This is a genomic window from Pyramidobacter sp. CG50-2 (assembly GCF_003612005.1).
In the GTDB taxonomy this organism is placed as follows: domain Bacteria; phylum Synergistota; class Synergistia; order Synergistales; family Dethiosulfovibrionaceae; genus Pyramidobacter.
In genome coordinates this window covers 1-24,814 of sequence record NZ_RAWT01000008.1, presented here as the reverse complement: position 1 = coordinate 24,814, position 24,814 = coordinate 1, and the positions used below count along the sequence as shown (strand labels likewise).

The 24,814-nt window shown below is 58.4% G+C and carries 27 protein-coding genes; 15 read left to right on the top strand and 12 right to left on the bottom strand.

All coding sequences use genetic code 11. The features are described from left to right. Window positions 1-22: 22 nt before the first annotated feature. Genes D7D26_RS02835 through D7D26_RS02795 form a run of 10 tightly spaced genes read left to right on the top strand, consistent with a single transcriptional unit; the run spans window position 23 to window position 8,209 of the window. Window positions 23-1,195, top strand: coding sequence for a phage tail protein (locus tag D7D26_RS02835; RefSeq protein ID WP_120371943.1), 1,173 nt, complete (start codon window positions 23-25; stop codon window positions 1,193-1,195). Window positions 1,196-1,204: 9 nt separating this feature from the next. Next, entirely contained in the window at window positions 1,205-1,885 is a 681-nt protein-coding gene (locus D7D26_RS02830; RefSeq protein ID WP_120371942.1) for a DUF4376 domain-containing protein, read from the top strand. Window positions 1,886-1,911: 26 nt separating this feature from the next. Continuing rightward, complete coding sequence (locus tag D7D26_RS02825; RefSeq protein WP_120371941.1) at window positions 1,912-3,093, top strand: phage tail sheath subtilisin-like domain-containing protein; 1,182 nt, start codon at window positions 1,912-1,914, stop codon at window positions 3,091-3,093. Window positions 3,094-3,105: 12 nt separating this feature from the next. Next, complete coding sequence (locus D7D26_RS02820; RefSeq protein WP_120371940.1) at window positions 3,106-3,636, top strand: phage major tail tube protein; 531 nt, start codon at window positions 3,106-3,108, stop codon at window positions 3,634-3,636. A 12-nt stretch (window positions 3,637-3,648) separates the two neighbouring features. After that, on the top strand, window positions 3,649-3,903 hold the full coding sequence (locus D7D26_RS02815; RefSeq protein ID WP_120371939.1) for a phage tail assembly protein: 255 nt from the start codon (window positions 3,649-3,651) through the stop codon (window positions 3,901-3,903). Further along, window positions 3,900-4,025, top strand: coding sequence for a hypothetical protein (locus D7D26_RS12745; RefSeq protein WP_255415966.1), 126 nt, complete (start codon window positions 3,900-3,902; stop codon window positions 4,023-4,025). Before D7D26_RS02815 ends, D7D26_RS12745 begins: the two co-directional genes overlap by 4 nt. 1 nt (window position 4,026) lies before the next feature. Next, complete coding sequence (locus tag D7D26_RS02810) at window positions 4,027-6,672, top strand: phage tail tape measure protein (RefSeq protein WP_120371938.1); 2,646 nt, start codon at window positions 4,027-4,029, stop codon at window positions 6,670-6,672. Further along, window positions 6,653-7,054: a phage tail protein gene (locus tag D7D26_RS02805; RefSeq protein WP_120371937.1), complete on the top strand. Its 402-nt coding sequence runs from the start codon at window positions 6,653-6,655 to the stop codon at window positions 7,052-7,054. The genes D7D26_RS02810 and D7D26_RS02805 overlap by 20 nt, the downstream gene beginning before the upstream one ends. Continuing rightward, window positions 7,017-7,229, top strand: a complete 213-nt coding sequence (locus D7D26_RS02800) for a tail protein X (RefSeq protein ID WP_120371936.1) — start codon at window positions 7,017-7,019, stop codon at window positions 7,227-7,229. Before D7D26_RS02805 ends, D7D26_RS02800 begins: the two co-directional genes overlap by 38 nt. Further along, complete coding sequence (locus tag D7D26_RS02795; protein WP_120371935.1) at window positions 7,223-8,209, top strand: phage late control D family protein; 987 nt, start codon at window positions 7,223-7,225, stop codon at window positions 8,207-8,209. Before D7D26_RS02800 ends, D7D26_RS02795 begins: the two co-directional genes overlap by 7 nt. A 71-nt stretch (window positions 8,210-8,280) precedes the next feature. Here the strand turns inward: D7D26_RS02795 and D7D26_RS02790 are convergent, their stop codons facing one another. From D7D26_RS02790 to D7D26_RS02750, 9 genes are all read right to left on the bottom strand, one after another. After that, window positions 8,281-9,003 (bottom strand): aldo/keto reductase, encoded by a 723-nt coding sequence (locus D7D26_RS02790; protein ID WP_233543435.1) that lies wholly within the window; start codon window positions 9,001-9,003, stop codon window positions 8,281-8,283. Window positions 9,004-9,199: 196 nt separating this feature from the next. Continuing rightward, on the bottom strand, window positions 9,200-9,997 hold the full coding sequence (locus tag D7D26_RS02785) for an aspartate dehydrogenase domain-containing protein (protein ID WP_158606243.1): 798 nt from the start codon (window positions 9,995-9,997) through the stop codon (window positions 9,200-9,202). Between the two features lie 84 nt (window positions 9,998-10,081). After that, complete coding sequence (locus D7D26_RS02780; protein ID WP_120371933.1) at window positions 10,082-10,720, bottom strand: helix-turn-helix transcriptional regulator; 639 nt, start codon at window positions 10,718-10,720, stop codon at window positions 10,082-10,084. 88 nt (window positions 10,721-10,808) lie between these two features. Then, complete coding sequence (locus D7D26_RS02775; protein ID WP_120371932.1) at window positions 10,809-12,125, bottom strand: amidohydrolase; 1,317 nt, start codon at window positions 12,123-12,125, stop codon at window positions 10,809-10,811. Between the two features lie 4 nt (window positions 12,126-12,129). Next, window positions 12,130-12,594, bottom strand: coding sequence for a hypothetical protein (locus tag D7D26_RS02770; protein WP_009165149.1), 465 nt, complete (start codon window positions 12,592-12,594; stop codon window positions 12,130-12,132). Between the two features lie 18 nt (window positions 12,595-12,612). Continuing rightward, on the bottom strand, window positions 12,613-13,452 hold the full coding sequence (locus D7D26_RS02765; protein ID WP_120371931.1) for a DUF3100 domain-containing protein: 840 nt from the start codon (window positions 13,450-13,452) through the stop codon (window positions 12,613-12,615). Window positions 13,453-13,488: 36 nt separating this feature from the next. Continuing rightward, window positions 13,489-14,310 carry a carbon-nitrogen hydrolase family protein gene (locus D7D26_RS02760; RefSeq protein ID WP_120371930.1) on the bottom strand — a complete coding sequence of 274 codons (822 nt, stop codon included), beginning with the start codon at window positions 14,308-14,310 and terminating at the stop codon, window positions 13,489-13,491. A 13-nt stretch (window positions 14,311-14,323) separates the two neighbouring features. Then, a complete protein-coding gene (locus D7D26_RS02755; RefSeq protein WP_009165152.1) occupies window positions 14,324-15,433 on the bottom strand; it encodes an alanine racemase in 1,110 nt (369 codons plus the stop codon). A gap of 32 nt (window positions 15,434-15,465) precedes the next feature. Continuing rightward, window positions 15,466-15,843, bottom strand: a complete 378-nt coding sequence (locus D7D26_RS02750; RefSeq protein WP_083798295.1) for a RidA family protein — start codon at window positions 15,841-15,843, stop codon at window positions 15,466-15,468. A gap of 364 nt (window positions 15,844-16,207) precedes the next feature. Here D7D26_RS02750 and rpsB point away from each other — a divergent pair, with 364 nt between their 5' ends. The 4 genes from rpsB (at window position 16,208) to frr (ending at window position 19,075) form a co-directional block, all read left to right on the top strand. After that, the gene (gene rpsB / locus D7D26_RS02745; RefSeq protein ID WP_120371929.1) at window positions 16,208-17,023 is read left to right on the top strand and encodes a 30S ribosomal protein S2; all 816 of its coding nucleotides are present in this window, start codon (window positions 16,208-16,210) and stop codon (window positions 17,021-17,023) included. Between the two features lie 20 nt (window positions 17,024-17,043). After that, entirely contained in the window at window positions 17,044-17,637 is a 594-nt protein-coding gene (gene tsf / locus D7D26_RS02740; RefSeq protein ID WP_120371928.1) for a translation elongation factor Ts, read from the top strand. Between the two features lie 155 nt (window positions 17,638-17,792). Beyond that, window positions 17,793-18,506, top strand: coding sequence for a UMP kinase (gene pyrH, locus D7D26_RS02735; protein WP_078017144.1), 714 nt, complete (start codon window positions 17,793-17,795; stop codon window positions 18,504-18,506). Between the two features lie 20 nt (window positions 18,507-18,526). Further along, complete coding sequence (frr, locus tag D7D26_RS02730; RefSeq protein WP_120371927.1) at window positions 18,527-19,075, top strand: ribosome recycling factor; 549 nt, start codon at window positions 18,527-18,529, stop codon at window positions 19,073-19,075. A gap of 72 nt (window positions 19,076-19,147) precedes the next feature. On the opposite strand, the gene ade is transcribed toward frr, so the two are convergent. The 3 genes from ade to D7D26_RS02715 form a co-directional block, all read right to left on the bottom strand. Next, window positions 19,148-20,848, bottom strand: coding sequence for an adenine deaminase (gene ade, locus D7D26_RS02725; protein WP_120371926.1), 1,701 nt, complete (start codon window positions 20,846-20,848; stop codon window positions 19,148-19,150). A 250-nt stretch (window positions 20,849-21,098) separates the two neighbouring features. Then, the gene (locus tag D7D26_RS02720; RefSeq protein ID WP_120371925.1) at window positions 21,099-22,421 is read right to left on the bottom strand and encodes an NCS2 family permease; all 1,323 of its coding nucleotides are present in this window, start codon (window positions 22,419-22,421) and stop codon (window positions 21,099-21,101) included. A gap of 204 nt (window positions 22,422-22,625) precedes the next feature. Then, window positions 22,626-23,825 carry a pyridoxal phosphate-dependent aminotransferase gene (locus tag D7D26_RS02715; RefSeq protein WP_120371924.1) on the bottom strand — a complete coding sequence of 400 codons (1,200 nt, stop codon included), beginning with the start codon at window positions 23,823-23,825 and terminating at the stop codon, window positions 22,626-22,628. 194 nt (window positions 23,826-24,019) lie between these two features. Here D7D26_RS02715 and hpf point away from each other — a divergent pair, with 194 nt between their 5' ends. Beyond that, the gene (hpf, locus tag D7D26_RS02710) at window positions 24,020-24,550 is read left to right on the top strand and encodes a ribosome hibernation-promoting factor, HPF/YfiA family (RefSeq protein WP_078017149.1); all 531 of its coding nucleotides are present in this window, start codon (window positions 24,020-24,022) and stop codon (window positions 24,548-24,550) included. Window positions 24,551-24,814: the final 264 nt, after the last annotated feature.

Below are 24,814 nucleotides of genomic sequence, written 5' to 3'. Positions count from 1 at the left end.
TCACGAAGAAAGGTGAACGAACATGGCGCAAATATACGCTACGGTCCTGACCGACGTCGGCGCGGCGAAGCTGGCCCGCGCGCAGATGAACGGCCAGAGCCTGAAATGGAGCGAAATGGCCCTCGGCGACGGCGGCGGCGCGGCGGTCGCCGTCGTGAGCGGGCGCGCGGCGCTGGTGAACGAGGTTTACCGCGCCCCGATCAACTATCTGCACGCCGACCCCGACGACGACACGCAGGTCGTCGCCGAGATGGTCGTCGATCCCGAGATCGGCGGCTGGACGGTGCGCGAGGTGGGCATTTTCGACGACGACGGCGATCTGGTCGTGTACGGCAGCTATCCCGACATCGTCAAGTCGGTCGCCGCGAGCGGCAGCGCCGTCACCCTCACCACCGTCTGCCGCGCGCAGGTCGGCAGCGCCGCCAGCGTGACGCTGAAGATCGACCCCGGCTATGTCTATGTGATGAAAAAAGAGTTCGACCGCGCGCTGCTGCCGCTGTTCAAGGGGGTCGAGGCCGGCGGGCGGGCGCTGCACGCGACGCCCGAGCATCCCAACCTGAGGCTCGCCGCCGAGTCGCCGGTGTACTTCGAGGCCGACGAGAGCGCGGGGGAAATCACCGCGAAGGTGAGAGCGAGCGTCGCCGCCGCCGCGGGCATGATGCCGATCGCCGACGCGACGGGACTGCTGGCGCCGGGATGGGGCGCGCTGCCGCCGGGCTGGGTGGGGTTTTTCGCGGCGGAGGCGGAAGCGGCGCCGGACGGTTTTCTGATCTGCAACGGAGCCCAAAACCTGAGCCGCGTCACGTACGCGCGCCTTTTCGGCGCCGTCGGCACGCGCTACGGCGCGGGCGACGGGGCGACGACGTTCGGGATCCCGGATCTGCGCGGACGCGTTGCACAGGGAGATCTGGCTGTGGGATCGTACAGGAATGCCGGGTTGCCTAACATTACAGGAATATTAGGATACGCGAGGACATTCCCGATAGCAAGTGACGAGAATCCGAATGAATTTTCTTCGGGAGCTCTAGAATGGAATTTAATTCATAAAGAAGATTATAGGCCTGTACAGCTTCATTCTGAAGGCGAATGCGGTGATGGGATAAAATTTAATGCTTGTAAATGCAATCCGATTTACGGCGGTTCCTCAACTGTCCAGCCGCCGGCCGTCACGCTTTTACCATGTATCAAATATTAGGAGGTCTCCATGATCGTTTACGATTACAAGCCCGAAACGGGCGAATACGTCGCGTCCATCGAGGCGCCGGAGTCGCCGCTCGAACCTGGGGTGTGTCTGCTCCCCGCGCACAGCACGACGGACGAACCGCCCGCGGCTGGCCCCGGATACGTCGCCGTTTACCGCGACGGCGCCTGGTCGCTCGTCGAGGATCATCGCGGCGAGGTCCGCTACGACACGGCCACGCGCGAACGGCACGAGATCAAGGAGCTGGGCCCCGTCCCGGCCGAATGGACGGCCGTCCCGCCGGAGGACGGCGAAGCGGTGTGGGACGGGACGAAGTGGTCTGTGCCCTTTGATGTGCTGAAAGAACGCAAGAAACGCGAAATCACCGCCGCCCGCAACGCCGCGATCGCCGCGGGCACGACGTGGAGGACCCATGCGGTCGACGCCGACGAGGACGCGCAGCGCGCCGTGTCGGCGCAGATCGTCAAAAGCATGGCCTACCAGCAGATGGGCAGGCCCGTGCCGGACACGCCGTGGCGGCTGCGGGACGGCAGCTATGTCACGCTCTCCGACGCGGACGTCTGGGACCTGTCGCAAACCATTGAAGCGCACGTGTCGGGCTGTTACGCGCGGGAAGCGGCCCTGGCCGCGCAGATCGAAGCGGCGGAAACGCCCGAAGACCTGAACGCCATATGCTGGGAATAAAAAACACACACAAGGAGAGCGATAATATGCCAGATCAGTTCTATCACGGCGTCGAGGTCGTCGAGATCGACGACGGCTCGCGCCCTATCGAAACGGTCAAGTCCAGCGTCATCGGCCTGATCGGCACGGCGCCGGAGCCGGCCGACGAAGCGGCGTTCCCGCTCGACACGCCGGTGCTCGTCGCCGGCAAACGCAGCGAGGCGGCCAAGCTGGGGACGAAAGGCACGCTGCCGCAGGCGGTGGACGGCATTTTCGACCAGACGGGCGCGATGATCGTGGTCGTCCGCGTCGCCGAAGGTGCGGGCGAGGACGAGGAGGCGCAGGCGGCCGCGACGCTGTCGAACGTCATCGGCGGCGTCGATTCCGGCACGGGCAAACAGACAGGGCTGCAGGCGTTTCTCGGTTCCAAGAGCGTGCTGGGCGTGCAGCCGAGGATCATCGTCGCGCCGGGGTTCTCGCAGGAGCAGGCGGCGGCGACGGAGATGATCGCCGTCTGCGAGCGGCTCAAGGCGGTCTGCTTCCTCGACGGCCCCAACACGACCGACGCGGCGGCGATCGACTACGTCAAAAACTTCAGCTCGCCGCGCGCCATGGTGGTCGATCCCTGGGTGACGGTGTGGGACACGGCGGAAAGCGCGAACGTCGCGGCTCCGGCCAGCGCCCGCGCCGCGGGCATCCTCGCCCGCATGGACAACGAGAAGGGCTGGTGGTGGAGTCCCTCGAACCAGCCCATGAACGGCATCGTCGGCACGGTCCGCCCCGTGGACTTCGCCATGGGCGACGCCAACTGCCGCGCCAACCATCTGAACGAGAACAAGGTGGCGACGGTGATCCGCGAGGACGGCTGGCGGCTGTGGGGCAACCGGTCCTGCTCGAGCGACCCGAAGTGGAAGTATCTCTGCGTGCGGCGCACCGCCGACATGATCAACGAGTCGCTGCTGCAGGCACACCTGTGGGCGGTGGACCGCGGCATCACCAAGACCTACGTCGAGGACGTGCGGGCCGGGGTGGAGTCGTACCTGCGCCATCTCAAGGCGATCGGCGCGATCCTGGGCGGCTCCTGCTGGTGCGATCCGGAGCTGAACACGCCGGATCAGATTGCCAACGGCACGGTGTACTGGGATTTCGACTTTACGCCGATCTATCCCTGCGAACATCCGACCTTCCGCAGCCATCTGGTGAACGACTATGTGGAAGAGATCTTTTAAGGAGGCGTTTTGATGGCATCTCGGGATTTGAGTTTTCTGAAAGGGCCGCGGGTCCTGCAGGGGTTCAACGCCTTTGTGGACGGGCGCGGCTACGCCGGCAAGGTGAGCGAGTTCGAGCGGCCCAAGCTGGCCGTCAAGACCGAGGAGTTCCGCGCCGGCGGCATGGATATGCCGGTGCAGCTGGACATGGGCATGGAGGCCATGGAAGCGGCCATGACGCTGACCGACTACGACGCCGAGGTGACGAAGTACTTCGGCCGGGGGCACAACAATCCCGTCCCCGTCGTGGTGCGCGGTTCGCTGTCGCTGGGCAACGGCGCGGCGGTCGCCGTGAAGATCACGATGGAGGGCATGTGGAAGGAGATCGACGCCGGCACGTGGAAGGCGGGCGAGGCGCTCAGCATGAAGACGACGGTCGCTCTCAGCTACTACAAGGAAGAAGTGAACGGCAAGGTGATCACGGAGATCGACGCGGCGAACATGGTGCGCATCGTCGACGGCGTGGACATGCTGGCGGCGACGCGCGCCAACATCGGGCTGTAAGGGGGCTGCGCAATGGCGGAAAAGGTCACGGTATCTCTGGAGTATCCGATCACAGTCGGCGGCGTCGAGGTGAAGTCGCTGGCGCTGCGCCGGCCGAAGGTGCGCGACGTCGTCGCCGTCAACAAGAGTTATGACAGCGACGCCGAACGCGAGCTGAAGCTGATCGCCAATCTCGCCGAACTGGCGCCCGACGAGCTGGAGGAGATGGACGTAAAGGACTACGTCAAGCTGCAGGCGCAGCTGAAGATTTTTTTCGGCCGGGAATGAACTGGCTGGGCATGAGCGCGGCGGTCGCTCATGCGCTGCATCTCGACCCGCGCGACATGGACCTGGACGAGCTGGCGCTCTGGTACGAAGCCGGCGGGACGCTGACGAAAGGACGGCCTTGAAATGGCGAATCTCACTCTGGGGCTGATCATCGGCGCCTCGCTGGCTTCGTCGGTGGGATCGGCGCTCAAGTCGGCGGAGAGCCGGATCACGGCGCTGCAGGAGCGCAGCGCCAACATCAAGCTGGGGCTGAAGCTGGGCGAAGGCTATCGGGATATCTCCGCGGAGATGAACAAGGTGGGCGCGGAGATCGCCCGCACGGCGGCCCCCGGCGCGGCGCTGAAGCAGAAGTTCGAGGAGCTGAAGCTGAGCGCGGCCGGCGCCGCCAATGCCGCGAGGAATTACGGGCTGGACCTGAACGGCCTGTCGCAGAACATGCGCACGCTGCAGGCGGCTTCGGACCAGTCGGACGCCGCTCTGGCGCGCGTGAACGCGCGCATGGCGCGGCGCGAGGAGCGCGCGCAGCTGCGCGGTTCGATGATGGGCATGGTGGGCTCGGTGATGGCGGTGGCCGCGCCGATCAGGACGGCGATGAACTTCGAGCAGTCGATGGCGAAGGTGAAGGCGGTCACGCGCACGGACGGCGCGGAGTTTGACGCGCTCACGGCCAAGGCCAAGGAGCTGGGGCTGCAGACGCAGTTCTCGGCCGGCCAGGCGGCCGAGGGCATGGCCTTTCTCGGCATGGCGGGCTTCGACAGCCGCGAGATCATCGACTCGATGCCGGGGATGCTGGATCTGGCGGCGGCGGGGGCGATGGATCTGGGCGCGTCGGCGGATATCGCCTCGAATATCCTTTCGGGGTTCGGCATGAAGGCCGGACAGATGGACCGCGTGGCCGACGTGCTGGTGCGCGGCTTCACCACCAGCAACACGAATCTGGCGCAGCTGGGCGACGCGATGAAGTACGTGGCGCCGGTGGCCGCCAAGGTGAACACCGATCTGGAAGAGACGGCCGCGATGGTGGGGCTGCTGGGCAACGTCGGCATCCAGGGCAGCATGGCGGGCACGGCGCTGCGCGCCGCGATGACGCGGCTGGCCAGACCGACCCGAATGACGGACGAGGCGCTCGAGGCGATGGGGCTGACGCTCGACGACCTGATCACGGCCGAGGGCAAGATGCTGCCGATGCCGAAGCTGCTCAAAAAAATCGCCGACGCCTCCGGGGACATGACGGAACAGGAGCGCATGGCGGCGTTCGCGATGCTGTTCGGGCAGGAAGCCGTGGCAGGCATGAGCGAGCTGGTCGACCGCGCGGCCGACGGGCGGCTCGAAGAGTACGCCGAACAGCTGCGTCACGCCGGCGGCGAGGCAAAAAGGACGGCGAAGACGATGAACGACACGCTCAAGGGGGCGTTCATCAGCCTGGGATCGGCGGTCGAAAACTTCTTCATCAGTTCGGCGACGCCGCTGCTGGATCCGCTGCGCGGGGCGGTGCTGACGATGACCGAGCTGGTGAGGTCGGCGGGGCGGCTGGCCGAAAAGTACCCGCTGGCCGCCAAGGCGATCGGCGGCGTGGCGACGGCCTGCGTGGGGCTGAAGCTGGGCGGGCTGGCCGGGAAATACGGCTTTTCGCTGCTGCAGGACGGCGCCAGCTATCTCTGGGGCGGGCTGCAGCGTCTGCGCCCGTCGGTGATCCGGACGTCGCTGGAGATGCTGAAGCTCCGCGGCAGCGGCTCGCTGCTGGGCGGCGCGATGGCTTCCGTGCGCGGCTCGGTCGCCTCGCTGGGGCGCGGTCTGGCCGCCGACTGGGCGGCTCTCAAGTCAGGGCTGGCCTGGGCCGCCGCCGGCATGAAAAGCGCCGCGCTGGCGGCGTGGAGCTTTTCGAAAGGGGCGCTGCTCTCGCTGGGAAGCTCGCTGAAAAGCGCGGGCGCCGCGACGCTGTCGTTCGCGAAAACCGCGATTCCGTCGGCTGTCGCCGGAATCAAATCGCTGGGGGCGGCGCTGGCGGCCCATCCCGTGGGGCTGGCGATCGCCGGTATCGCGATGGCGGGGGCGGCCGTCGTCTACTACTGGGACGACGTGAAGGCGTTCTTCCTGAAGATCTGGGAGCCGGTGCGCCCGTACTGGGAAGCCTTCACGGGCTGGCTGGGCGGGGTGTGGGAGCGCGTCGGCGCGGCCTGGGAAGGCGCGGTGAAGATGTTCGGCGACCTGTTCGAAGCGTTCAAGGCGCCGTTCATCAGGTTCGGAGACTGGGTCGATGAAAAGATCGCCTGGATCGGAAATAAGTGGAAGAGCTTCAAAGAGACGATCTTCGGCAGCGGGGAAGAACGGGCCGCGATTCAACGGCAAAATGCGAACGCTCTTTACGATCCCAGCCTCTGGGGGCTGGAGGTGGCCAAGATCCCCGGCCGCGCGCTGGGCGGCATCTTCGACACGCCGCATCTGGCGCTCTTCGCCGAAGACGGCGAGGAAGCGGCGATCCCTCTTTCGTCCAAGCACCGCGCCCGCGGCGTCGATCTGTGGACGCAGGCGGGCGTCAAGCTGGGCATGCTGTCGGCGCGCGAGCCGGAGGCGGTCCCGTTTTCGCGGGGCGGCGCCGCTTCCGACGGCCGGGCAATGACGGTCGTGCAGCACAACACGTTCAGGATCGAGATCCATTCGCAGGCGCCGGCCGACGATTCCGCCATTTCGCGCCTGACGGCCGCGATCCGCGACGAGATGGCGCGCCTCGCGCGCGGAGGTTTTGCCGATGATCCTTGCTTTGGGTAGTTTCATCTTTTCCATCGACACGGCGGCTTATCAGACGCTGCAGCTTTCCGCCTCCTATCCGTGGGCTTCGGCGCCCCGCTTCGCCAACTCGTCGGGGTATCAGGCGACGGGGCTCGAGGAACGGCGCGTCTCGCTCTCGGGGACGGTCTATCCGACCTTCCGCGGGGACGGCAGCCTGGAGCGTCTGCGTCTGATGGCGTCGGCCATGACGCCGCTGCCGATGGTGGACGGCCGCGGGCGGTATCTGGGGCTGTGGGTGGTCAAGAGCGTCAACGAGACGCGGTCGCTGCTGTTCGACGACGGCGCGCCGCGCAAGCAGGACTTTGCGATGGAGCTGGAACGCTATGGCACAGGATACGTCGGTTACAATCCGCGCCGCTGAGGGGGACCGCCTCGATCTGCTCTGCTGGAAGCGCTACGGCGCCCTGGCGGGGCGGGTGGTCGAGCGGGCGCTCGAGGCCAATCCGGGGGTCGCTCTGTACGACGAGCTGCCCGCGGGGCTTTTGATCTCGCTGCCGGAGGCGGCGGCCGAGCCGGCGGAGCGGTCGCTGTGGTAGCGCGCTTTCACCCGGCGCTGAAACTTGAAGTGGCTTCGGTGGACATCACCGAGAAGCTCTCGGCGAACGCGCTTTCATTCGTCTACAACGACCACGAGAAGGACGACGCCGACAGCGTTTCCTTCACGCTGTTCAACGCGCCGGCTTTCGCGGTGCCCTGCCGGGGCGATCCCGTGGCGGCATGGATCGGCTGGAAGGAGACCGGGCTGCGGTTCCTCGGCCGTTTCATCGTCGACGAGATCTCGGTCAAACTGGCGGGCGGCGGGGCTCCGGCCTCGATGTCGGTCACGGCCAAGTCGGCCGACTTCAGCAAGGGCGCGGGCAAGGTAAAACGCAGCCGGCAGTGGGAGGATGTCTCGCTGGCGGACATCGCCGCCAGGATCGCGGCGGAAGAGGGCTGCGCCAGCAAAACCGTCGGCGTGTCGCTCGTCTACCGGTCGGTCGCGCAGAGCAACGAGAGCAATCTTCACCTGCTGCGGCGTCTGTGCGCCGAAGCGGGGCTTCGGTTCGGCGTCAAGGACCGGACGTTCGTCATCTCCGCGCCGGAGGCGGATCTGCGCGGCGCGGCGACGCTCTCGGCGTCGGAAGTCTCGTCGGGGTCTTTCACCTTCGCCGACCGCGGCCGATACGGCTCCGTCACGGCCCGCTGGTGGGACGCGGAACTGGCGCGGGAACAGGCAGTGACCGCGGGCGGCGGAACGCCCGTCTACACGATCCGCAAGACCTTCCAATCGACGGCCGAAGCCTGGACTGCCGCTCGGAACAAGCTGACGGAGCTGCAGCGCGGGCAAATCGAAGGCACGGTCACGCTGATGGGGCGCGAAGACCTCTTCGCCGGGACGATACTCACCCTCGCGGACTTCTCGCCGAGCCAGCTCAACGGCGACTTCATGATAACAAATTGTATTCACAACATCTCGCCCAGCTCGGGTTTTACGACCACGCTGAAGCTCGAAACCATTCCCAAAAGTAATAAATAAAGGGATCGCCAGCAGGAAAATTTTGCCGGCGATCCCTTTACATTTATTGCTCACTTCGTGCAAATAATTTCTCATCTCAAGTGCAAATTGCCACTGAGCAGGTCGCCGCCGCCGTAGGTTTTCATGACGTCGATCCCCACGCCTTGACGCGCGCACAGTTCGTAGAGACTTTCGCGTCCTGGATCCATGTTGTGCAGATCTTTCATATAGCTTTCATCGGCCCAGAGATCCTCCACGTTTTCGCCGGCAGGCTGCATGTCGTAGCAGGGATTGACGGCGAACAGCAGCACGTCGATCAGCCCCGTTTCAACGGCCAGCGACGCGACGTGCGGATTATGGCTGCTCAGTCCGAGGAAGCGGATCTGCCCCCTCTCCTTCAGCTGCCGAGCGTATTGAATGATCTCGCCGTCGAACACCGCGCGAAAGTCCTCTTCCGCGTCGATGTAATGGATCATGCCGACGTCGATGTAATCCGTCCCCAGGCGCGCCAGCAAATCCCGGAAAGCCCTCTCCGTCCTGACGGGATCACGCGTACGCAGGTACTGACCGTTTTCCCAGACAGAACACAGGTGCCCCTGAACGATGAATCTCTCCCGCCGTCCTCTCAGCGCCTCCCCAAAAGCGGAGCGGAGCTGCGGATCGGAAGAATAGCAGTCGAAAAAGTTGATCCCCAAATCCTGCGCGCAGTCGAAATCCTTCCTGACGGCTTCCGGAGTTTTGCCCGTGAAGCCTTCGCACCCCAACGCGATCGCGCTGACAGAAAGCCCGGTGTGCCCGAGAGGTCTGTATTCCATAGCGAACTCCCCATGTCGATTCTGACGTGTGATATGATCTCGCGACTTCAATGTATCACATGAAGGGGGCTGCACGTCAAGCGCGTTAAGGGAAAATTTTGCTTCAGAACGAACCAGAACACTCTGAGAGCCGCTTTTCAAATTTGATGCAGATAACGGGCGTCCTTGTCTGTGTGCCTTCTGTTTTTAGATTGGATCAATAGTAGAACACAGGAGCAGCAAGATTCCTCAGCAGATTCAAAACACTCCAGGCAGCGGAGGGGCTTGATTTAGGGTTATCAGGGTCAGGGAGCGAAGAGATGGAAATATCTGCAGTAATTATGCCATTTTCTGCATGAACACAATGTTTGTTATCTTTCGTTCCGGGGACGCTGGTGATGATGACTTTCGCGTCAGGACAGTTGGAAGCCAGAGCCGTTGCGACTGCGACATTCACGTTCTTCGGAAATCCTCTGATCGCATCGTCAATAGAACCTTCGAAAATCCTAACAGTCTTATCTTCGGACAGGTCTCTCCCTTCGAGGAAAGGTGCCCCATTCAGGCTTCCGGGGGCTTTTGCATTACTGATGACCGCAATTGTCGGTGCCATCATGCTCATCGTCTGGAGAACGTCAAGACCTCCGAGAGCGCCGTTGACTACATATATTTTCTTCCCTGCACTGCGGGCTGCATTTTCAAGTGCGGACTTCAAGCTTTTATCAGACAGAGCACCGACAGACAAGATGACCAGATCACACCCCGAATTGAGAACGATTTCTCCATATGCTCTGACAACTTCGCCGTCAGCCGCTTCGATGATCATTTCAGCATCAGACAAAAGTTCATCGAGATTGGAGCATGCTCGAGTGTCACATCCTTTGGCAAGTTCTTGCGCAGCTTCAGCTCGGAAATCAAGCACTCCCGTCAATTCGTAATCGTCAGAAAGGATCTTTTTCAGTTCATGCGCAATGATTGATCCGAGAGCGCCGCATCCAATAAGAGCAACCTTTTTCATGGCACACATTCCTTCCCTAAAAAATATCAACGGTAAAACCGAGGTCTTCGTTCTCTGTCGCAATATGGGCAAAAACTTGTTTTTTTATTGTCCGTTTTTGTTCTTTAACTCGTCCAGATAGCTATACACGGTTACTTTGGAAACCCCCATTTTTTCAGCGACTTTTTCGATAGCGCCTTTAGTGAGAAAAATGCCCCTGGAATCCATCTGGCGCATTAATTCCATCTTCTCGTCGCGCGACATTTTTTTCTCATCACGCCTATTGAAAATCTTATCAATGACTTCATTAACCACTTCAAGAACGTGAGGAGCATTATTATCTCTATTCTCGGCCATGTTCGCAGTAGCATCTGGCAGGAGATTCTGGAGCCATTTGATGTTTTCCGTGATCACTGTGGTATCTATATTGATACACATCGCGCCGGCAACCAATCCGTTTTCATCGCGCAACAAAGCCGTTGATGACTTTATCAGTTTTCCGCCAGGAGTTCTAAAAGAGTAGTTGCAGAGCATATCGTTCTCAAAGCGGCGGGAGGACAAGACATCGGAAATGATCAGATTGAATCCGTCACCGATCTTGCGCCCCGTAACCGTGTTATTTGCTATATAAACTACAGATTGCAGAGGAGTCGCCATATCGTGAAGAACCACTTCACAATGGGGCCCGATCGTTTGGGCGATCATGTCGGCAAGAGGGACAAATTTCTTTAGGACTTCATTCATCTTAATTCGCTTAGACCTCCTAAAAAGTGGAAAGAGCGGACTCAGATCGAGCCGCTCTTGTTCATTATACAATGTTAAGACCGTAATTTCAGTACTGCATTACATTCTCCAGACGTTCGAAGAGCTTCAGATATTCCTCGCGGGTTATAGTGGGTTTAAAATCAGCGATGATCTGTTTGGCTTTTTCAGCATTGCCATAGAGCAGATCAATGATTGTGGCAGCCATGATCTTGGCGGGAACGATGAACGCATCTTTCTCATCGACCACACGGTAATCCTTTGAGTGCAATCCGCCGACGATTCCTGAGCTGAGGCTGTGAAGTACGGGCATAAACATGGATAGATCTCCTATGTCAAAGGAAGCTGTCGCAGGCTGACAGGGAACGATCTCCTCTTTTTTGTAGAAGCTTTTGGCATTAGTGCCAAAAATGTCGGCCATAGCATCGCAGGACTTCAGAGGCATCTGTCCGGGAGAATCCTCGACCTTTGCATGCCCTCCCATAGCAATGGCAGCGCCGTGAATGCAGCGATTAATTTTCTCGTTCGCGGCAAGAAGAGCCGGAATGTTCATAGCGCGGATGCACACCTCAGCCTCCACAAGAGCGGGAACGGAATTCAACAAATCTCCTCCATGGGTGATGATCTGGTGAACGCGCACAGAATCAGCATCCTTGAAGGTCTCACGTTGAGTATTCATGCTGTTGATGGCAACCATAGCCATGTTCAAAGCGTTTACGCCATCCCAAGGGGCAGCTCCGGCATGAGCTTGCTTTCCGATATAACTGACACGTTTCCCGATAAAACCAGTTCCGGTGTTCTGGCAAGCAGTTTTAGCCTTGCCATCAAAGGGCCAGTTATGAATCATCAGGCACATGTTTACGTCGTCGAAAACACCGCGGTAGGTAAATTCTGCCTTACCTGAGTAATAGCGGATCTTGCCCTCATTTTTAAGGCGTTTTCGGTAATCAAGCTCAATGTACTCTTCGGCAGGAACAGCAATGAAGTCAACCGAACCCCCAAGTTCATCCAGAATCTCAGCTTTTTTCAAAGCACAGGCAACAGCATACATAACGGCGATCTGAATGTTATGGCCGCAGGCATGTATGGCTCCTGTTGAAGGATTGCAGTCAGGATGTTCGTGACAAATAACCGAATCAAGTTCTCCGAGCATGGCGAGACAAGGACCTGTTTTATGGGAAGAACGAGCACGACAGCCAGTCACAGCAATGTTGCGTTCTACATCAAAACCGAGCGTTTCCAAAGCATCTGCTACGAGGTTCGTGGTGCGCACTTCCCGGTAGCCGGTTTCAGGATGTGCATAGATGTCGTGCCCGAGGTCTAAAATATTTTGCCGATTTACATCAATCGCATCAAAGGCACATCGTTTCAAATTCTCAATGTCCATAGCCTTAGATGAGTCCTTGAACTTTCATGATAAGCTGAGCGATCAGAGCAGAGCCAAAGAATGTGCCACAGAAGACTACAATGGCCACAAGAATAATACGCCAACTGAGTTTCTTTACATCGTCGATGCGCGTGCCGATGGAGATGCCGGCGACAGCGAGGATGACGGTTCCGATCTCACCGGTGGTAATCTGCTTGGTCATCTGGAGGATGTAGGGGCCAACAGGAGAAGCGGGAATGGTAAGAAGCATGGAGATCAAAGAAGCCCAAGCGAAAGCGGGAATTTTTAAAGGAAGAGCTTCCTTGATCTTGACGGAAACGATGGAGATAGCAACGATGATAATCATTCCGATAATAGCATTGACAAGATTGAGCTTTTGGCCGATAGCGGCATAGTGGGTGATAAGAACGGCAGCGCTCAAGAGCACGAGGACCTTAAGTTGGTTCAGGGTTTTGGCAACGAGATTCATAATAGAGCCTCCTTAATCTTACCGGGATGATTTGCGGACAAGAAGCTTATACAGGAAGTTCGCGCAGGGAAGAGCGACGAAAAGATCCATGTACAGACCGGTCACATTGGTCATAATATTTGAAGTGGCAGCAAAGGCGCTAATCTCTTCGGCCATGGCAGGTACCGTAGCGGTAAGAGACTGAGTGGCGGCCGTCATCATGGAGCCGGAACCCATACCACAAGCCATGGCTAAGGCGCGCGGATCAAGTCCGGACATAACGCTAAGAGAACCAAGCAAGCCAAAGAAAATGGAGCCAAAGAGATTACCTACCATATAGGTTCCCATAACGCCGAGACCTTCGGCGGAGTTAATGCCATAGATCTCGCTGATCAGGCCAAGAGTAGGTTCTCGGCAGATACTCACAGTAGCACCTACAGCTTCACGGCGCATGCCGAGGAGCAAAGCGATGGGGAGACCGATGATCATGGTGCCCATGTTGCCAAATTCCTGAAGAACCAGAGCTGGACCGGCAGCAAGCAGCTTGGGAAGGTTAGGCCCCGCAGCTGTGCCCATCTTGACGCCGAGAAGCAGAAGTACCAGCATCATGCTGTTCTCAGCGTACTTTACTTCTTTCTCGCCACAGAATTTCTTGAAAGCAGGAACCGCTCGGCCGAGCACGTCGGGGGTGAAGATAAGGGAGAGCAACATCGTGAAGACCATGGGAATAAAAACGATCTTCCCAGGCCCCACGGGAAAACTGTGGGTGCCAATCATCTCTCCTGCTATAGACAGAAGGGAAATAAGGATAAAGAAGCAGAGAGCTGTCTTTAGATCGAACGTTTGGACGTTATTTTCCTGACCTTTTTCCATTGCCATTTGCGTTTCCTCCTTAGAATAGAATAATGTGACGCTTCATTTTGATGTTTCTGCTTCATAAAGGCCTTTACGGTAATGATTCCACAAAGGAAAACTCGTACGGACCTTTTTCAGCTCGTTCAGGTCGATATCGCAGAACTCCATGCTTTCTTCTGTTGCCATGCGAAGCTTTACGTCACCCCAAGGCCCCACTACCATGGAATTTGCGTAGGATACATAACATCCCCCTTCGTCGCGTGCAGGGGCGCAGCCTACAGTAAATACTTGAAAATCCTGAGCTCTGCACCGGAAGAGCAGGTCCCAGTGAGCAGGGCCGGTAGTCATATTGAAAGCAGCGGGTACGAAAATGACTTTTGCGCCGCGTTTGGCCATGATACGCGACATTTCAGGGAAGCGGAAATCATAGCACACAAGAAGTCCCATCAGACCAAATTCCGTCTCGAAGGTGGTTACCTTGTCTCCGGGAGCCAAAGTTTCGGACTCTCTAAAACGTTGGCCACCGGGGACGTCAATATCAAACATGTGGGCCTTGCGATGCGAGGCAAGCTGAGCGCCTTCACGATCGAAGACGAAAGAAGTGTTGTAAACTTTGCCTTCTTCATCAACTTCAGGCATGGAACCGGCTACAAGATAAATGTTGTTTTTTCTCGCCGTCTCGGAAAGCTGCAGCCACGCTTTCCCGCCGGCTTTTTCAGCGTAGAGAGGAAAATTTTTCGTCTGATAGGGACAGCAGAACATTTCAGGTAATATTGCCATATCGGCCCCACCTTGTTTGGACTGAGCAATGAAAGCACAAGCACGGTCAAGGTTATTCTGTTTGCTGTTGTCGACCCGCAACTGGATCAGTGCGATTTTCATGGGAGTATCCCCTTTACTGAAGTTTGCCACGAGCGAGAACGGGAAGTTCCGCGACCACTTCGCCGCAAGAGGTCAGATAGAGCTTTTCATGAAGGTTGCAAGTGGGACAGATGTGGACAGGGATAATCTCAACCTTGTCGCCGATTTTCACTGCGTCATGGAAGGTTTTGTTATAGATAATGGCGTGCTCGTCATAAACGTCATGGATGTAGACATTGTCGTAGCCCTTGACAGTGCCGAGCCCTTCCGTTGCGGTGATGCCTTGGCTACGGCGCTGCATGGTAATGCCCTTGGCTCCCACATCGAGAATGACACGCTCAGGCGTAGGACGGCTGATGACCGTTGCGAGCACTGTAGCAGCACAACGAGACAGAGTTCCGGCGGCATTAGCCATGGAAGCGTCCATGAGCACATAGGTTCCAGGGCGAAACTCCGAGATTCCCTCAAGAACAGGGAAATCATCATGCATCAGCGAAGGAGTGGAACCAATACTGACCGTTTCGATCTCGAATCCTTGCTCTTTGGCGATTTGGACAAACCGAAGGGTACGCTTCTGGGAAGCGATAAACTCTTTACGGCAGGTAGCAAGGTCGGGAGAATTGTAGCAGTGCCCTTCGTGGGAGAAGACCCCTTTGAGATGGACATGAGGGGCTTTTTTGATCGAATCGAGGAGATCCAGGAAATCAGATTCCTCGATAATGCCTGAACGGCGCTCGCCTACTTCGATTTCCACAAGAACCTCGGCTTTGACGGAGGCGCTGGCGAAGACCTTCTCGGCAGCCTCTACGTGGTCAGGGCAGTCGATGCCCCAAGAGAGTTTGATGCTTTGGGCAAGCTTACGCAGTCTCTTCATCTTGATATCGCCGACGATCTCGTTAGCGATAAAGATGTCGTCGAACCCTGCATCGGCCATGACTTCCGCTTCCCCGAGCTTTGCAACGGCAATTCCCTTGCAGCCGCAATCACGCTGAATCAACGCGATTGCCGGAGTTTTATGGGTCTTGGTGTGAGGACGCAGAGCGACTCCCTTGCGATTTGCGCGATTCTGCATGGCGCGAATGTTGTCCATCATAATCTCACGATCCACAAGAAGCGCAGGAGTATCGAGTTCGCAGACTTTCATGTTTTTCAGCCTCTCTCTTTATGTTAGGAAGATTACTTACGGGAAGCTACTGCTTCTACTTCAACAAGACAGCCGGCATATAAATTATTCGAAGGGACTACGATCCGTGCAGGACGATGAGCCCCAAAAAACTTGCTGTAGACTTCATTCAGTTCAGGCCAGTACTTCACATCTGGCACATAGACACGGCACATGGCTACATTCTCTCTTTTCAAGCCAGAAGCCTTAAGGACCGTCTCAAGGTTATCGAGAGCCTGTTGCGCCTCGGCCTTGATTCCTCCCTCAGGAACTTTGCCGGTTTCAGGATTGATGGAAAGCTGTCCGGAAATGTAATATGTTCCGCCAACTTCCATAGCGGGAACATAATGTCCGTCGTCACGTACAGAGTATTGAGTCTCGATAGGATTCATGGAATCGCCTCAGGATTTATAATTTTTTCTTGTTGATATGTCTGGATTATATCTGAAAAAAAACTCATGTCAAGATTTTTTTCTATAAATCAGTGCTAGATTTAGAAAAATTTTAAGATCGGCGCACAGATTTTCAGAGTAAACGCAATGGCGGCAAGGTAAAAGCAATGGAATAGCGTCATGCCTGAAAGAGTCTTCCCGGCGCTGACGTGGAAGCACGAGCTCTTGCAATGACGGAACGGTATGGTATAATGAATCGGTTTTAAAAACGCACACCGTACGAGGGCTGAGGGGCGGTGCCCTTCGCGAGAGGGTCCCAAGCCTGCTGGAATACGGTGGAGGATAACCGAGGAGGAATTTTTGAATGTCAGTCGTCAGCATGAAGCAGCTTCTTGAGTGCGGTGTCCACTTCGGACATCAGACGCGCCGCTGGAACCCGAAGATGAAGCCTTACATCTTCACGGAGCGCAACGGCGTGTACATCATCGACCTGCAGAAGACCGTCAAAGGTCTGGAGAAGGCGTATGATTTCGTCCGTTCGGTAGCCAAGGACGGCGGTTCGGTGCTTTTCGTCGGCACGAAGCGCCAGGCGCAGGACACGATCCGCGAAGAGGCGCAGCGCTGCGGCGAGTTCTATATCAATCAGCGCTGGCTGGGCGGCCTGATGACCAACTTCGCCACGATCCGCAAGCGCGTGCAGCGCATGATCGAGCTTGAAAAGCACGAAGCCGACAACGATTGGGGCGACTATACCAAGAAGGAGATCTCCCTGTTCCGCAAGGAACTGGCCAAGCTCGAGAAGTATCTGCTCGGCATCAGGGATATGCGAGCTCTTCCCGACGCGCTCTTCGTCATCGATCCCCGCCGTGAAGACATCGCCGTCATGGAAGCCCGCAAGCTTCACATTCCCGTCATTTCCATCGTCGATACGAACTGCGATCCGGAGATGATCGATTATCCCATTCCCGGCAACGACGACGCCATCCGCGCCATCAAACTGATCTGCGGCCTGATGGCGAACGCCGTCATCGAGGGCCGCGGCGGAGAGGACGGCGCGGTGTCTGACGCTCAGCTTCCGGATGCTGACGAGACCGCCGCCAGCGACGCTTCCATCCTCGATATGAAGGAGAAGCTGACGGAGGCCTACGGCGAAGTTACCGCCGAGGGCAACGACGAATAGTTCCGAAGGAGGTCGCCATAATGGAAATTACTGCTGCTGTCGTGAAAGAGCTTCGTGATCGTACCGGCTGTGGGATGATGGACTGCAAAAAAGCCCTGGTCGAATGCAACGGAGACGCCGAGAAGGCCATTGATTTTCTTCGCGAGAAGGGCCTTGCCAAAGCTGCCAAGAAAGCCGACCGCAACGCCAAGGACGGACGTGTTTTCTCCTACATCCACAACACCGGCAAGATTGGCGTGATGGTGGAGATCGACTGTGAGACCGATTTCGTCGCCAAGACCGACGAGTTCCAGCAGCTGGGCCACGACATCGCCATGCAAATCGCCGCGGCCAATCCCGCCTACGTGACTCCGGAAGACGTCCCGGCCGACGTTCTCGAACGCGAGAAGAACATCTACCGCGAGCAGCTGATCGCCGAAGGCAAACCCGCCGATCGCCTTGACAAGATCATCGAGGGCAAGGTCCGCAAGTACTACGAGCAGAGCTGTCTGCTCGAGCAGGCCTGGATTCGCGACGGAGACAAGAAGATCAACGACCTCGTGATCGCCCTGATCGCCAAAATGGGCGAAAACATGAAAGTGCGCCGTTTTTCCCGTTTTTCCATCGGCGAATAGGATGTGGTGGCACAGAGTTCCTGATGAGCTCTGTGCCTTTTTATGTGCGGTTTTATTGTGAAAGTTTCGCTCTTTTGATGATTTATGTTAAAATCAAGTCGCGCGGGATGAAGGGCATATGAGCGCGGATCGCGAAGCGATGAGGAGGAGCCGTCATGAAGTTCAAACGTGTGCTGCTGAAACTGTCAGGAGAAGTCCTCGCCGGGCCCCAGGGATTTGGTCTTGATTTTCGCGCTATCGATCGGATGTGCCGCCAGATCGCCCAGGTTGCGGCAGACGGCATTCAGATCGGGCTCGTCGTCGGCGGCGGCAATTTTTTCCGCGGCCGACAGGCCGTGGACGAGGGGGTCGAACGTTCTCAGGCCGACTACATGGGGATGCTGGGGACCGTCATCAACGCCCTGGCCCTGCAGGACGTCCTGGAACGGAAAAACGACATCCCGACGCGCGTGCTGACGGCGATCGAGATGCGTCAGGTGGCGGAGCCCTACATCCGCCGCCGGGCTTTGCGCCACATCGAGAAAGGCCGCGTGGTGATTTTCGCGGCCGGGACGGGCTCTCCCTATTTTTCGACCGACACGACGGCCGCCCTCCGCGCGGCGGAGATCGGCGCCGAATGCCTTGTCAAGGCGACGAAGGTCGACGGCATTTACGACAAGGATCCTTTCAAATATTCCGACGCGGTCAAATTCGAGAAACTTTCATATATGGACGCGCTGCAGCGCCGTATCGAAGTCATGGACGCCGCGGCGTTTTCCCTCTGCATGGAAAACGGCATCCCCATCGCCGTTCTCAACGTGCTGGAAGAAGGCAGCCTGCGCGCGTTCCTGATCGAGGGCAAAAATATCGGCACCATCGTATCCAAATAAGACAAAGGAGCGGATTCAGTATGGCGGATTTCAATCTTGACGAGAAAATGGCAAAGGTGCTCGATCACCTTGACGGCGAGTTTCAGGGCATTCGCACCGGGCGCGCCCATCCCGGGCTTGTCGAGGGCGTCAAAGTCGATTATTACGGGTCGCCCATGCCCATCAAACAGCTGGCGAACATCACCGTGCCCGAAGCGCGGATGCTGATCATCGCGCCTTTCGACAAAGGGGCGGTCAAGCTCATCGAAAAGGCGATCCTGGCCGCCAACATCGGCCTGACGCCCAACGTGGACGGGAACAACATCCGTCTTGTCGTTCCGGAACTGACCGGCGAACGGCGCAAGGAATTCGTCAAAATGGCTTCGAAAGCGGCCGAGGAAGCGAAAGTCGCCTTGAGGAACATCCGCCGCGACGCCAACGACGCCTACAAAAAGCAGGAGAAAGCTTCGGAAATCACCGAGGACGATCTCAAGAAAATGCTCGACGACGCGCAGAAGACCACCGATAAATTCATCGCCCGGGTCGACGACGAGTTCAAGAAAAAGGAAAAAGAGATCCTCGAAAAATAAACGACACACAAAGCGCAAGCAGGCGTTCCGCGCGGAACGCCTGCTTGCGCTTTGTCTTTATCGAAGAAGCTTTTATTGAACGCCGAGCGGCACCAGGCCGCCCTGGGCGAGGTCGACGTAGCCCCGATCGGTTAGCTTCAGCGAAGGGATCACGGACAGCGAAAGGAAACTGAGCACCATGAACGGATTGGGGAGCGGCGTGCCGAGTCTCTTCGCGGCGTCCAGCAGCCGGCTGAAATCCCTCAGCAGCTCCTCGGGCGGAAGGTCGCTCATCAGCCCGGCGATCGGCAGCGGCAGATGGAACAAAACTTCGTTCCCGTCGGCCGCGACCAGCCCGCCCTTTTCCCGTATGGCGGCGAACGCCGTCAGCATCGACTGGTCGTCCATGCCGACGACGCTGAAATTGTGCGCGTCGTGCGCCACGGACGAGCCCAGAGCGCCGCGCCGCAGTCCCAGACCTGTGACGAACCCGCGGCCGATCCTTCGCTGCGCGGTGTTCCGGTTCACGACCGCCATCTTCGCGAGATCGCGGGACGGGCACGCCGTGAATTCACCGTCCACGGCCGCGCCGTCGACGATCCGTTCGCGGGTGATCACTTCGCCGGGAACGGTTTCGATGACGCGGAGCCTGCCCCGCGCCGGGATCCTCAGATCGTCCGCCGTCAGCGTGCAGCCGTTGCCGCTGACGCCGGGGAGATTCGCGCCGCGGGGCGATCCCCGGCGGGGGAACTCCGCGGCCCTGCCGTTCTTCCAGACCCGAAGGACGTTGAAATCCTCGAGGTCGTCCAGCAGCGCCATGTCGGCGCGGTAACCGGGCGCAATGGCCCCCAGGTCGTAAATGCGGTTGAACTCCGCCGGGTTCAGCGTCACCATGCGCAGGGCGCTGACGGGGGAGATGCCGTTTTTCACGGCCAGCCGCAGGATCCGGTCCAGATGCCCTTCGTCGTGGAGCACGGCGGCGGTCAAGTCGTCGCTGACCAGCATGCAGCGGCTGGCCCGCCGTTCGTCTTCGGCGACCAGCGGCGCCAAAGCCGCCAGATTGTGTTCCGTCGCTCCCTGGCGCAACATCACCCAGCAGCCGCGGCGGAGTTTGTCGAGCGCTTCCTCGTAAGAGCTGCATTCATGGTCGGAGTTGCAGCGCGACAGCAGGTAAGCGTTGAGCTCTTTTCCCCTCAGGCAGGGCGCGTGCCCGTTGCGGGGCTGCCCGCGCGAGGCGAGGATCTTTTCCCACGTGTCCCGGTCGCCGCCGACGACGCCGGGGTAGTTCATCATCTCGCCCAATCCCCGGCATGTCCCTTCGGAAAACATCCGCGCGATCGCGTCGGCTTCGAGGATCTCGCGCGGCGTTTCGAACGGCGAGGCGGGGACGCACGAGGGCGCGTTCAAATAGATGTCCACGGGAAGCCCCTCGCTCGCTTCGCGCATGAAGCAGAGCCCCTCGAAGGACGAGGTGTTGGCGATCTCGTGCGGATCGGCGAACACGGTCGTCGTGCCGTGAGGCAGCACCAGTTCGGCGAAGCCGCGCGGCGTCAGCATCGTGCTTTCGATATGGCAGTGCGCTTCGATGAAGCCGGGCACGAGAAATTTTCCCGCGGCGTCAAATTCCTCCCGTCCGCGGTATCCTGCGCCGACGCCGACGATCAGGCCGTCGCCGACGGCGACGTCCGCTTCTTCGGTCTCGCCGGAGAAGAGATTGGGCACCTTCGCGTTTTTGATGACACAATCGGCGGGGCTCGCGCCGCGGGCCTGTGACGTCAACTTCCGATAATCCACCTACGTTCCTCCTTACGAAAATCAGTCTGGCAATACAAAAAAAGGAGGTCTGTCAAAGACCTCCTCAATACTATCATACAACGCGGCGCTTATACTATTTCTCAATTAAAATGCCGAATACAGAGGCGCTGCGGGGGAGATTCACAAAGCGAGCTGCGCAGACCGCGCAGCGGTCGAGGGAGTCCTGAGCGACTGAACTCCCCCGCAGCGCCCAGAGAACTATGCTAATACTTTCTATCAAGAATTAGTATTAGAACATCGCCGCGACGGCCGGCAGCCACCAGGAGCTGCTTTCCTTGGCCAGGAACAGCAGCGCCAGCAGCCAGAGGATCGGGCTGATCTCCTTGATCTTGCCGCCCAAGACCTTGGTGACGACGAACGTGAGCGTGCTGAACTCGATGCCGTTGCCGATGCTGTACGTGAAAGGCATCGTAAAGATGGCGACGGCGGCGGGGATCGTGTTGGAGAAGTCGCCGAAATCCAGGTCGCGAAGGCTCATCATCATGTAAATGCCGACCATGACCAGAGCCGGCGAAGTGGCGGCGCTGGGGACCATGGCCACGAGCGGGCTGAAGAAAACGGCCAGCAGGAAGAGGACCGCCGTCGTCAGCGCGGTAAGCCCGGTGCGCCCGCCCTGCTCGACGCCGGAAGCGCTTTCGACGAAGGACGTGACGGTCGAAACGCCGAGGACCGAGCCGGCCACCGTGCCGATGGCGTCGGCCATCAGCGCCTGGCTGGCGCGGGGCAGGTTGCCCTTTTCGTCCAGCATGCCGGCGCGCGTGGTGACGCCGACCAGCGTGCCGACGGTGTCGAAGAAATCGACGAAGAAAAACGTGAAGACGATGCCCCAGAACGTCGCCGTGCCGATCATGGAAAAGTCCATCTTGCAGAACAGCGGCGCGATGGAAGGCGGCATGGACACGAAGGAAGCCGGCACTTTCGTCAGTCCCGCGGGGATCGCGGCCAGCGTGGAAGCGAGGATCCCCCACAGCACAGCGCCCCTGACGCGGTGGCACTCCAGGCAGACGATCACGAGGAAGCCGAAAATGGCGACCAGAGCGGGCTTTGAAGTGAGATCGCCGACGGAGACGAGCGTCGCCGGGTTATCGACGACGATGCCGCAGCCGATCAGACCGATCAGAGCGATGAAAAAGCCGATGCCGGCCGCGATGCCCACCTTGAGAGTTTTGGGGATGCTGTTGATGACGGCCTCGCGGATCTTCGTCAGCGTCAGCAGGATGAAGATGACGCCCTCGATGAAGATCGCCGCCAGCGCGACCTGCCAGGAAACCTTCATCGAAAGGACGACGGAGAAGGCGAAAAAAGCGTTCAGCCCCATCCCCGTCGACAGACCGATCGGATAATTGGCCAGGAACGCCATCAGCGCCGTGGCGAAAGCGCTGGCCAGACACGTGGCCACCATCACGGCGTCGAACGGCATGCCGGCGTTCGCCATGATGTTGGGATTGACGAAAATGATGTACCCCATCGTCATGAACGTCGTGATCCCGGCCATGATCTCCGTATGGACGGAGCTGCCCGCCGCTTTGATCTTGAACAACTTCTCGAACATGCAAAATTCCTCCTGATCGCTGATATTATGGAGCTTTCGGAACGAAAATCACGGGATGAGGATACACTATTTGCCGCAAGTCCGCAAGTTCCCGCGCGACCTGCCGCCGTTGCCGGCGCCGCCGTGCCCGGCGGAGCGGCGTCCGAAATGAAACAGGGGAGTATTTCATGCGGCGAAATACTCCCCTGCGGAAACGAGTCGGACCTATTCGATCTCCGACACGTACTCGGCGAAACGGCGCAGCCCCTCGCGGATATCGTCCTCTGAGTTGGCGTAGGCGATGCGCATCATGCCGTCAGCGAAGAAGGCGCTGCCCGGCGTCACCGCCACGTATTTGCTCTTGAGCAGATCGGAGCAGAGCGCCGCGTCGTCGGCAAGCAGCGTGCCGCCATGCTTTTTCCCCAGCAGCCCCTTGAGATCGATCAGCACGTAAAAAGCCCCGTCCGGCTTGACGTACGAGATGCGGGGAATCGCGTCCAGCAGACTGAACACAAGTTCGCGCCGGGCGCTGAAAGCTTTTCTCATCACCTCGACGTCCACGTCGTCGGCGCCCTTCAGACCGCCGAGCGCGGCATACTGGGCGATGGAGCAGGCGTTGGACGTCAAATGTCCCTGGATGCTGCCCATGGCCTTGATGTATTTCGAGGGACCGAGCGCGTAACCGATTCTCCAGCCCGTCATAGCGAACGCCTTGCTGACTCCGTTGACGATGATCGTGCGGTCCTTGACGGCGGGGCAGAGCGCGACGATCTCGCTGAACTTGGCGTCGCCGTAGACAAGGCGCTCGTAAATTTCGTCGTTGACGATGATCAGATCGTGATCGAGCGCCAGCTGGGCGATGCCTTTCATGGTCGCTTCGTCATAGACGGCGCCGGTCGGGTTGTTGGGGCTGTTGAGGAGGATGCACTTCGTCTTCGGCGTGATCGCGGCCTTCATGCGCTCGAGCGTCGGCACGTTGCCGGTGTCGCTGCACTCGACGAGAACTTCTTTGCCGCCGCAGAGGCGGATCTGTTCGACATAGCTGACCCAGGCGGGAGCGGGAACGACGACCTCGTCGCCTTCGTCGAGGATCGCCGCCAGCGCGCAGTAAAGCACCGGCTTGGCTCCGGCGCCGACGAGCACGTCGTTGGCCGCGTATTCGAGCCCAAAATGTTTTTTGTAGTAGGCGCAGATGGCTTCGCGCAGCTCGGCGATGCCGTTGCTGGCGGTATAATGAGTATAGCCTTTGTCGATGGCGTCATGCCCCGCTTCGAGCACGGCCCGCGGCGACGTGAAGTCGGGCTCTCCCTGGCTGAAGGAAATGACCGGCTTCCCTTCGCGCTTCATTTCCTTGGCAAGGGCCCCCACGGCGAGCGTGGCGGAAGGCTTTAGGTTCGTGGCTTTCTTCGACAGAGACAGTGACATGGTGTACCACTCCTTGTTTTGTTTTGATAAAAATAAGCTGGAACGGATCCAATGTAGCAGAAAACGTCATGAAAATCCAGTTGACAATAACTTTTTAATATTTCTATATCAGGACTTGCCGGAATATAATTTGAGTGATATGATAAGTTTGCAACAGAGAGTGACAGAACGCACACTGGAAGGAGGAAGTATGCATGGAGATTCGTTTTTTGATGAAAAATGTTGAAGTTCCTGCTGACCTCAAGGAGTATATGGAGAAGAAACTTTCCAAGATGGAAAAGTTTTTCCCGCGCATCACCGACAGTCAGATCCTCGTGAAGATGATCAAGAACACGTATATCACGGAAGTGACGGCCAACGTCAACGGCGTGATCATGCGCGGGGAAGAGAAGGACGTGGATCTGCGCAAGTCTTTCGATCTGGGGCTCAAGAACCTCGAGCGCCGCATCCGCCGGCACAAGGAATATCTGGTGGACCGAGCCCATTTCAAGACGCACGACCGGGAGTTCTCCTTCGACGACCAGCCGGAGCTCGACGAGCTCCCGGTGGGGACGATCGTCAAGGAAAAGCACTTCGACCTCTATCCGATGACGCCCGACGAAGCCGTGATGCAGATGGATCTTCTCGAACATTCCTTCTACATGTTCCTCAACGCCGAAAGCGGCAAAGTCAACGTCGTTTACAAGCGCGAGGCCGGCGGTTACGGAGTCCTGATCCCGAATTAAAACGCCGGATCACTGATAAATACCAAAGGGAGGGCCTGCGGCTCTCCCTTTTCTTTGGAGGTAAATTTTCAGAGTAAATGCAACCTCGTCAAAGTAAATGCGACGGGGTTGCATTTACTTTGACAGGACAAAAGCAGCAAGCAGTCATTACGAACACATAATAACGATCAAGATTGCGCTAACGGAACAAATTCAAGGGGATGAAAAGCTGTTACGAGGAAATTGTCCGAAAAAAGAGCATACAAAAGTGACCCTCAACTGAAA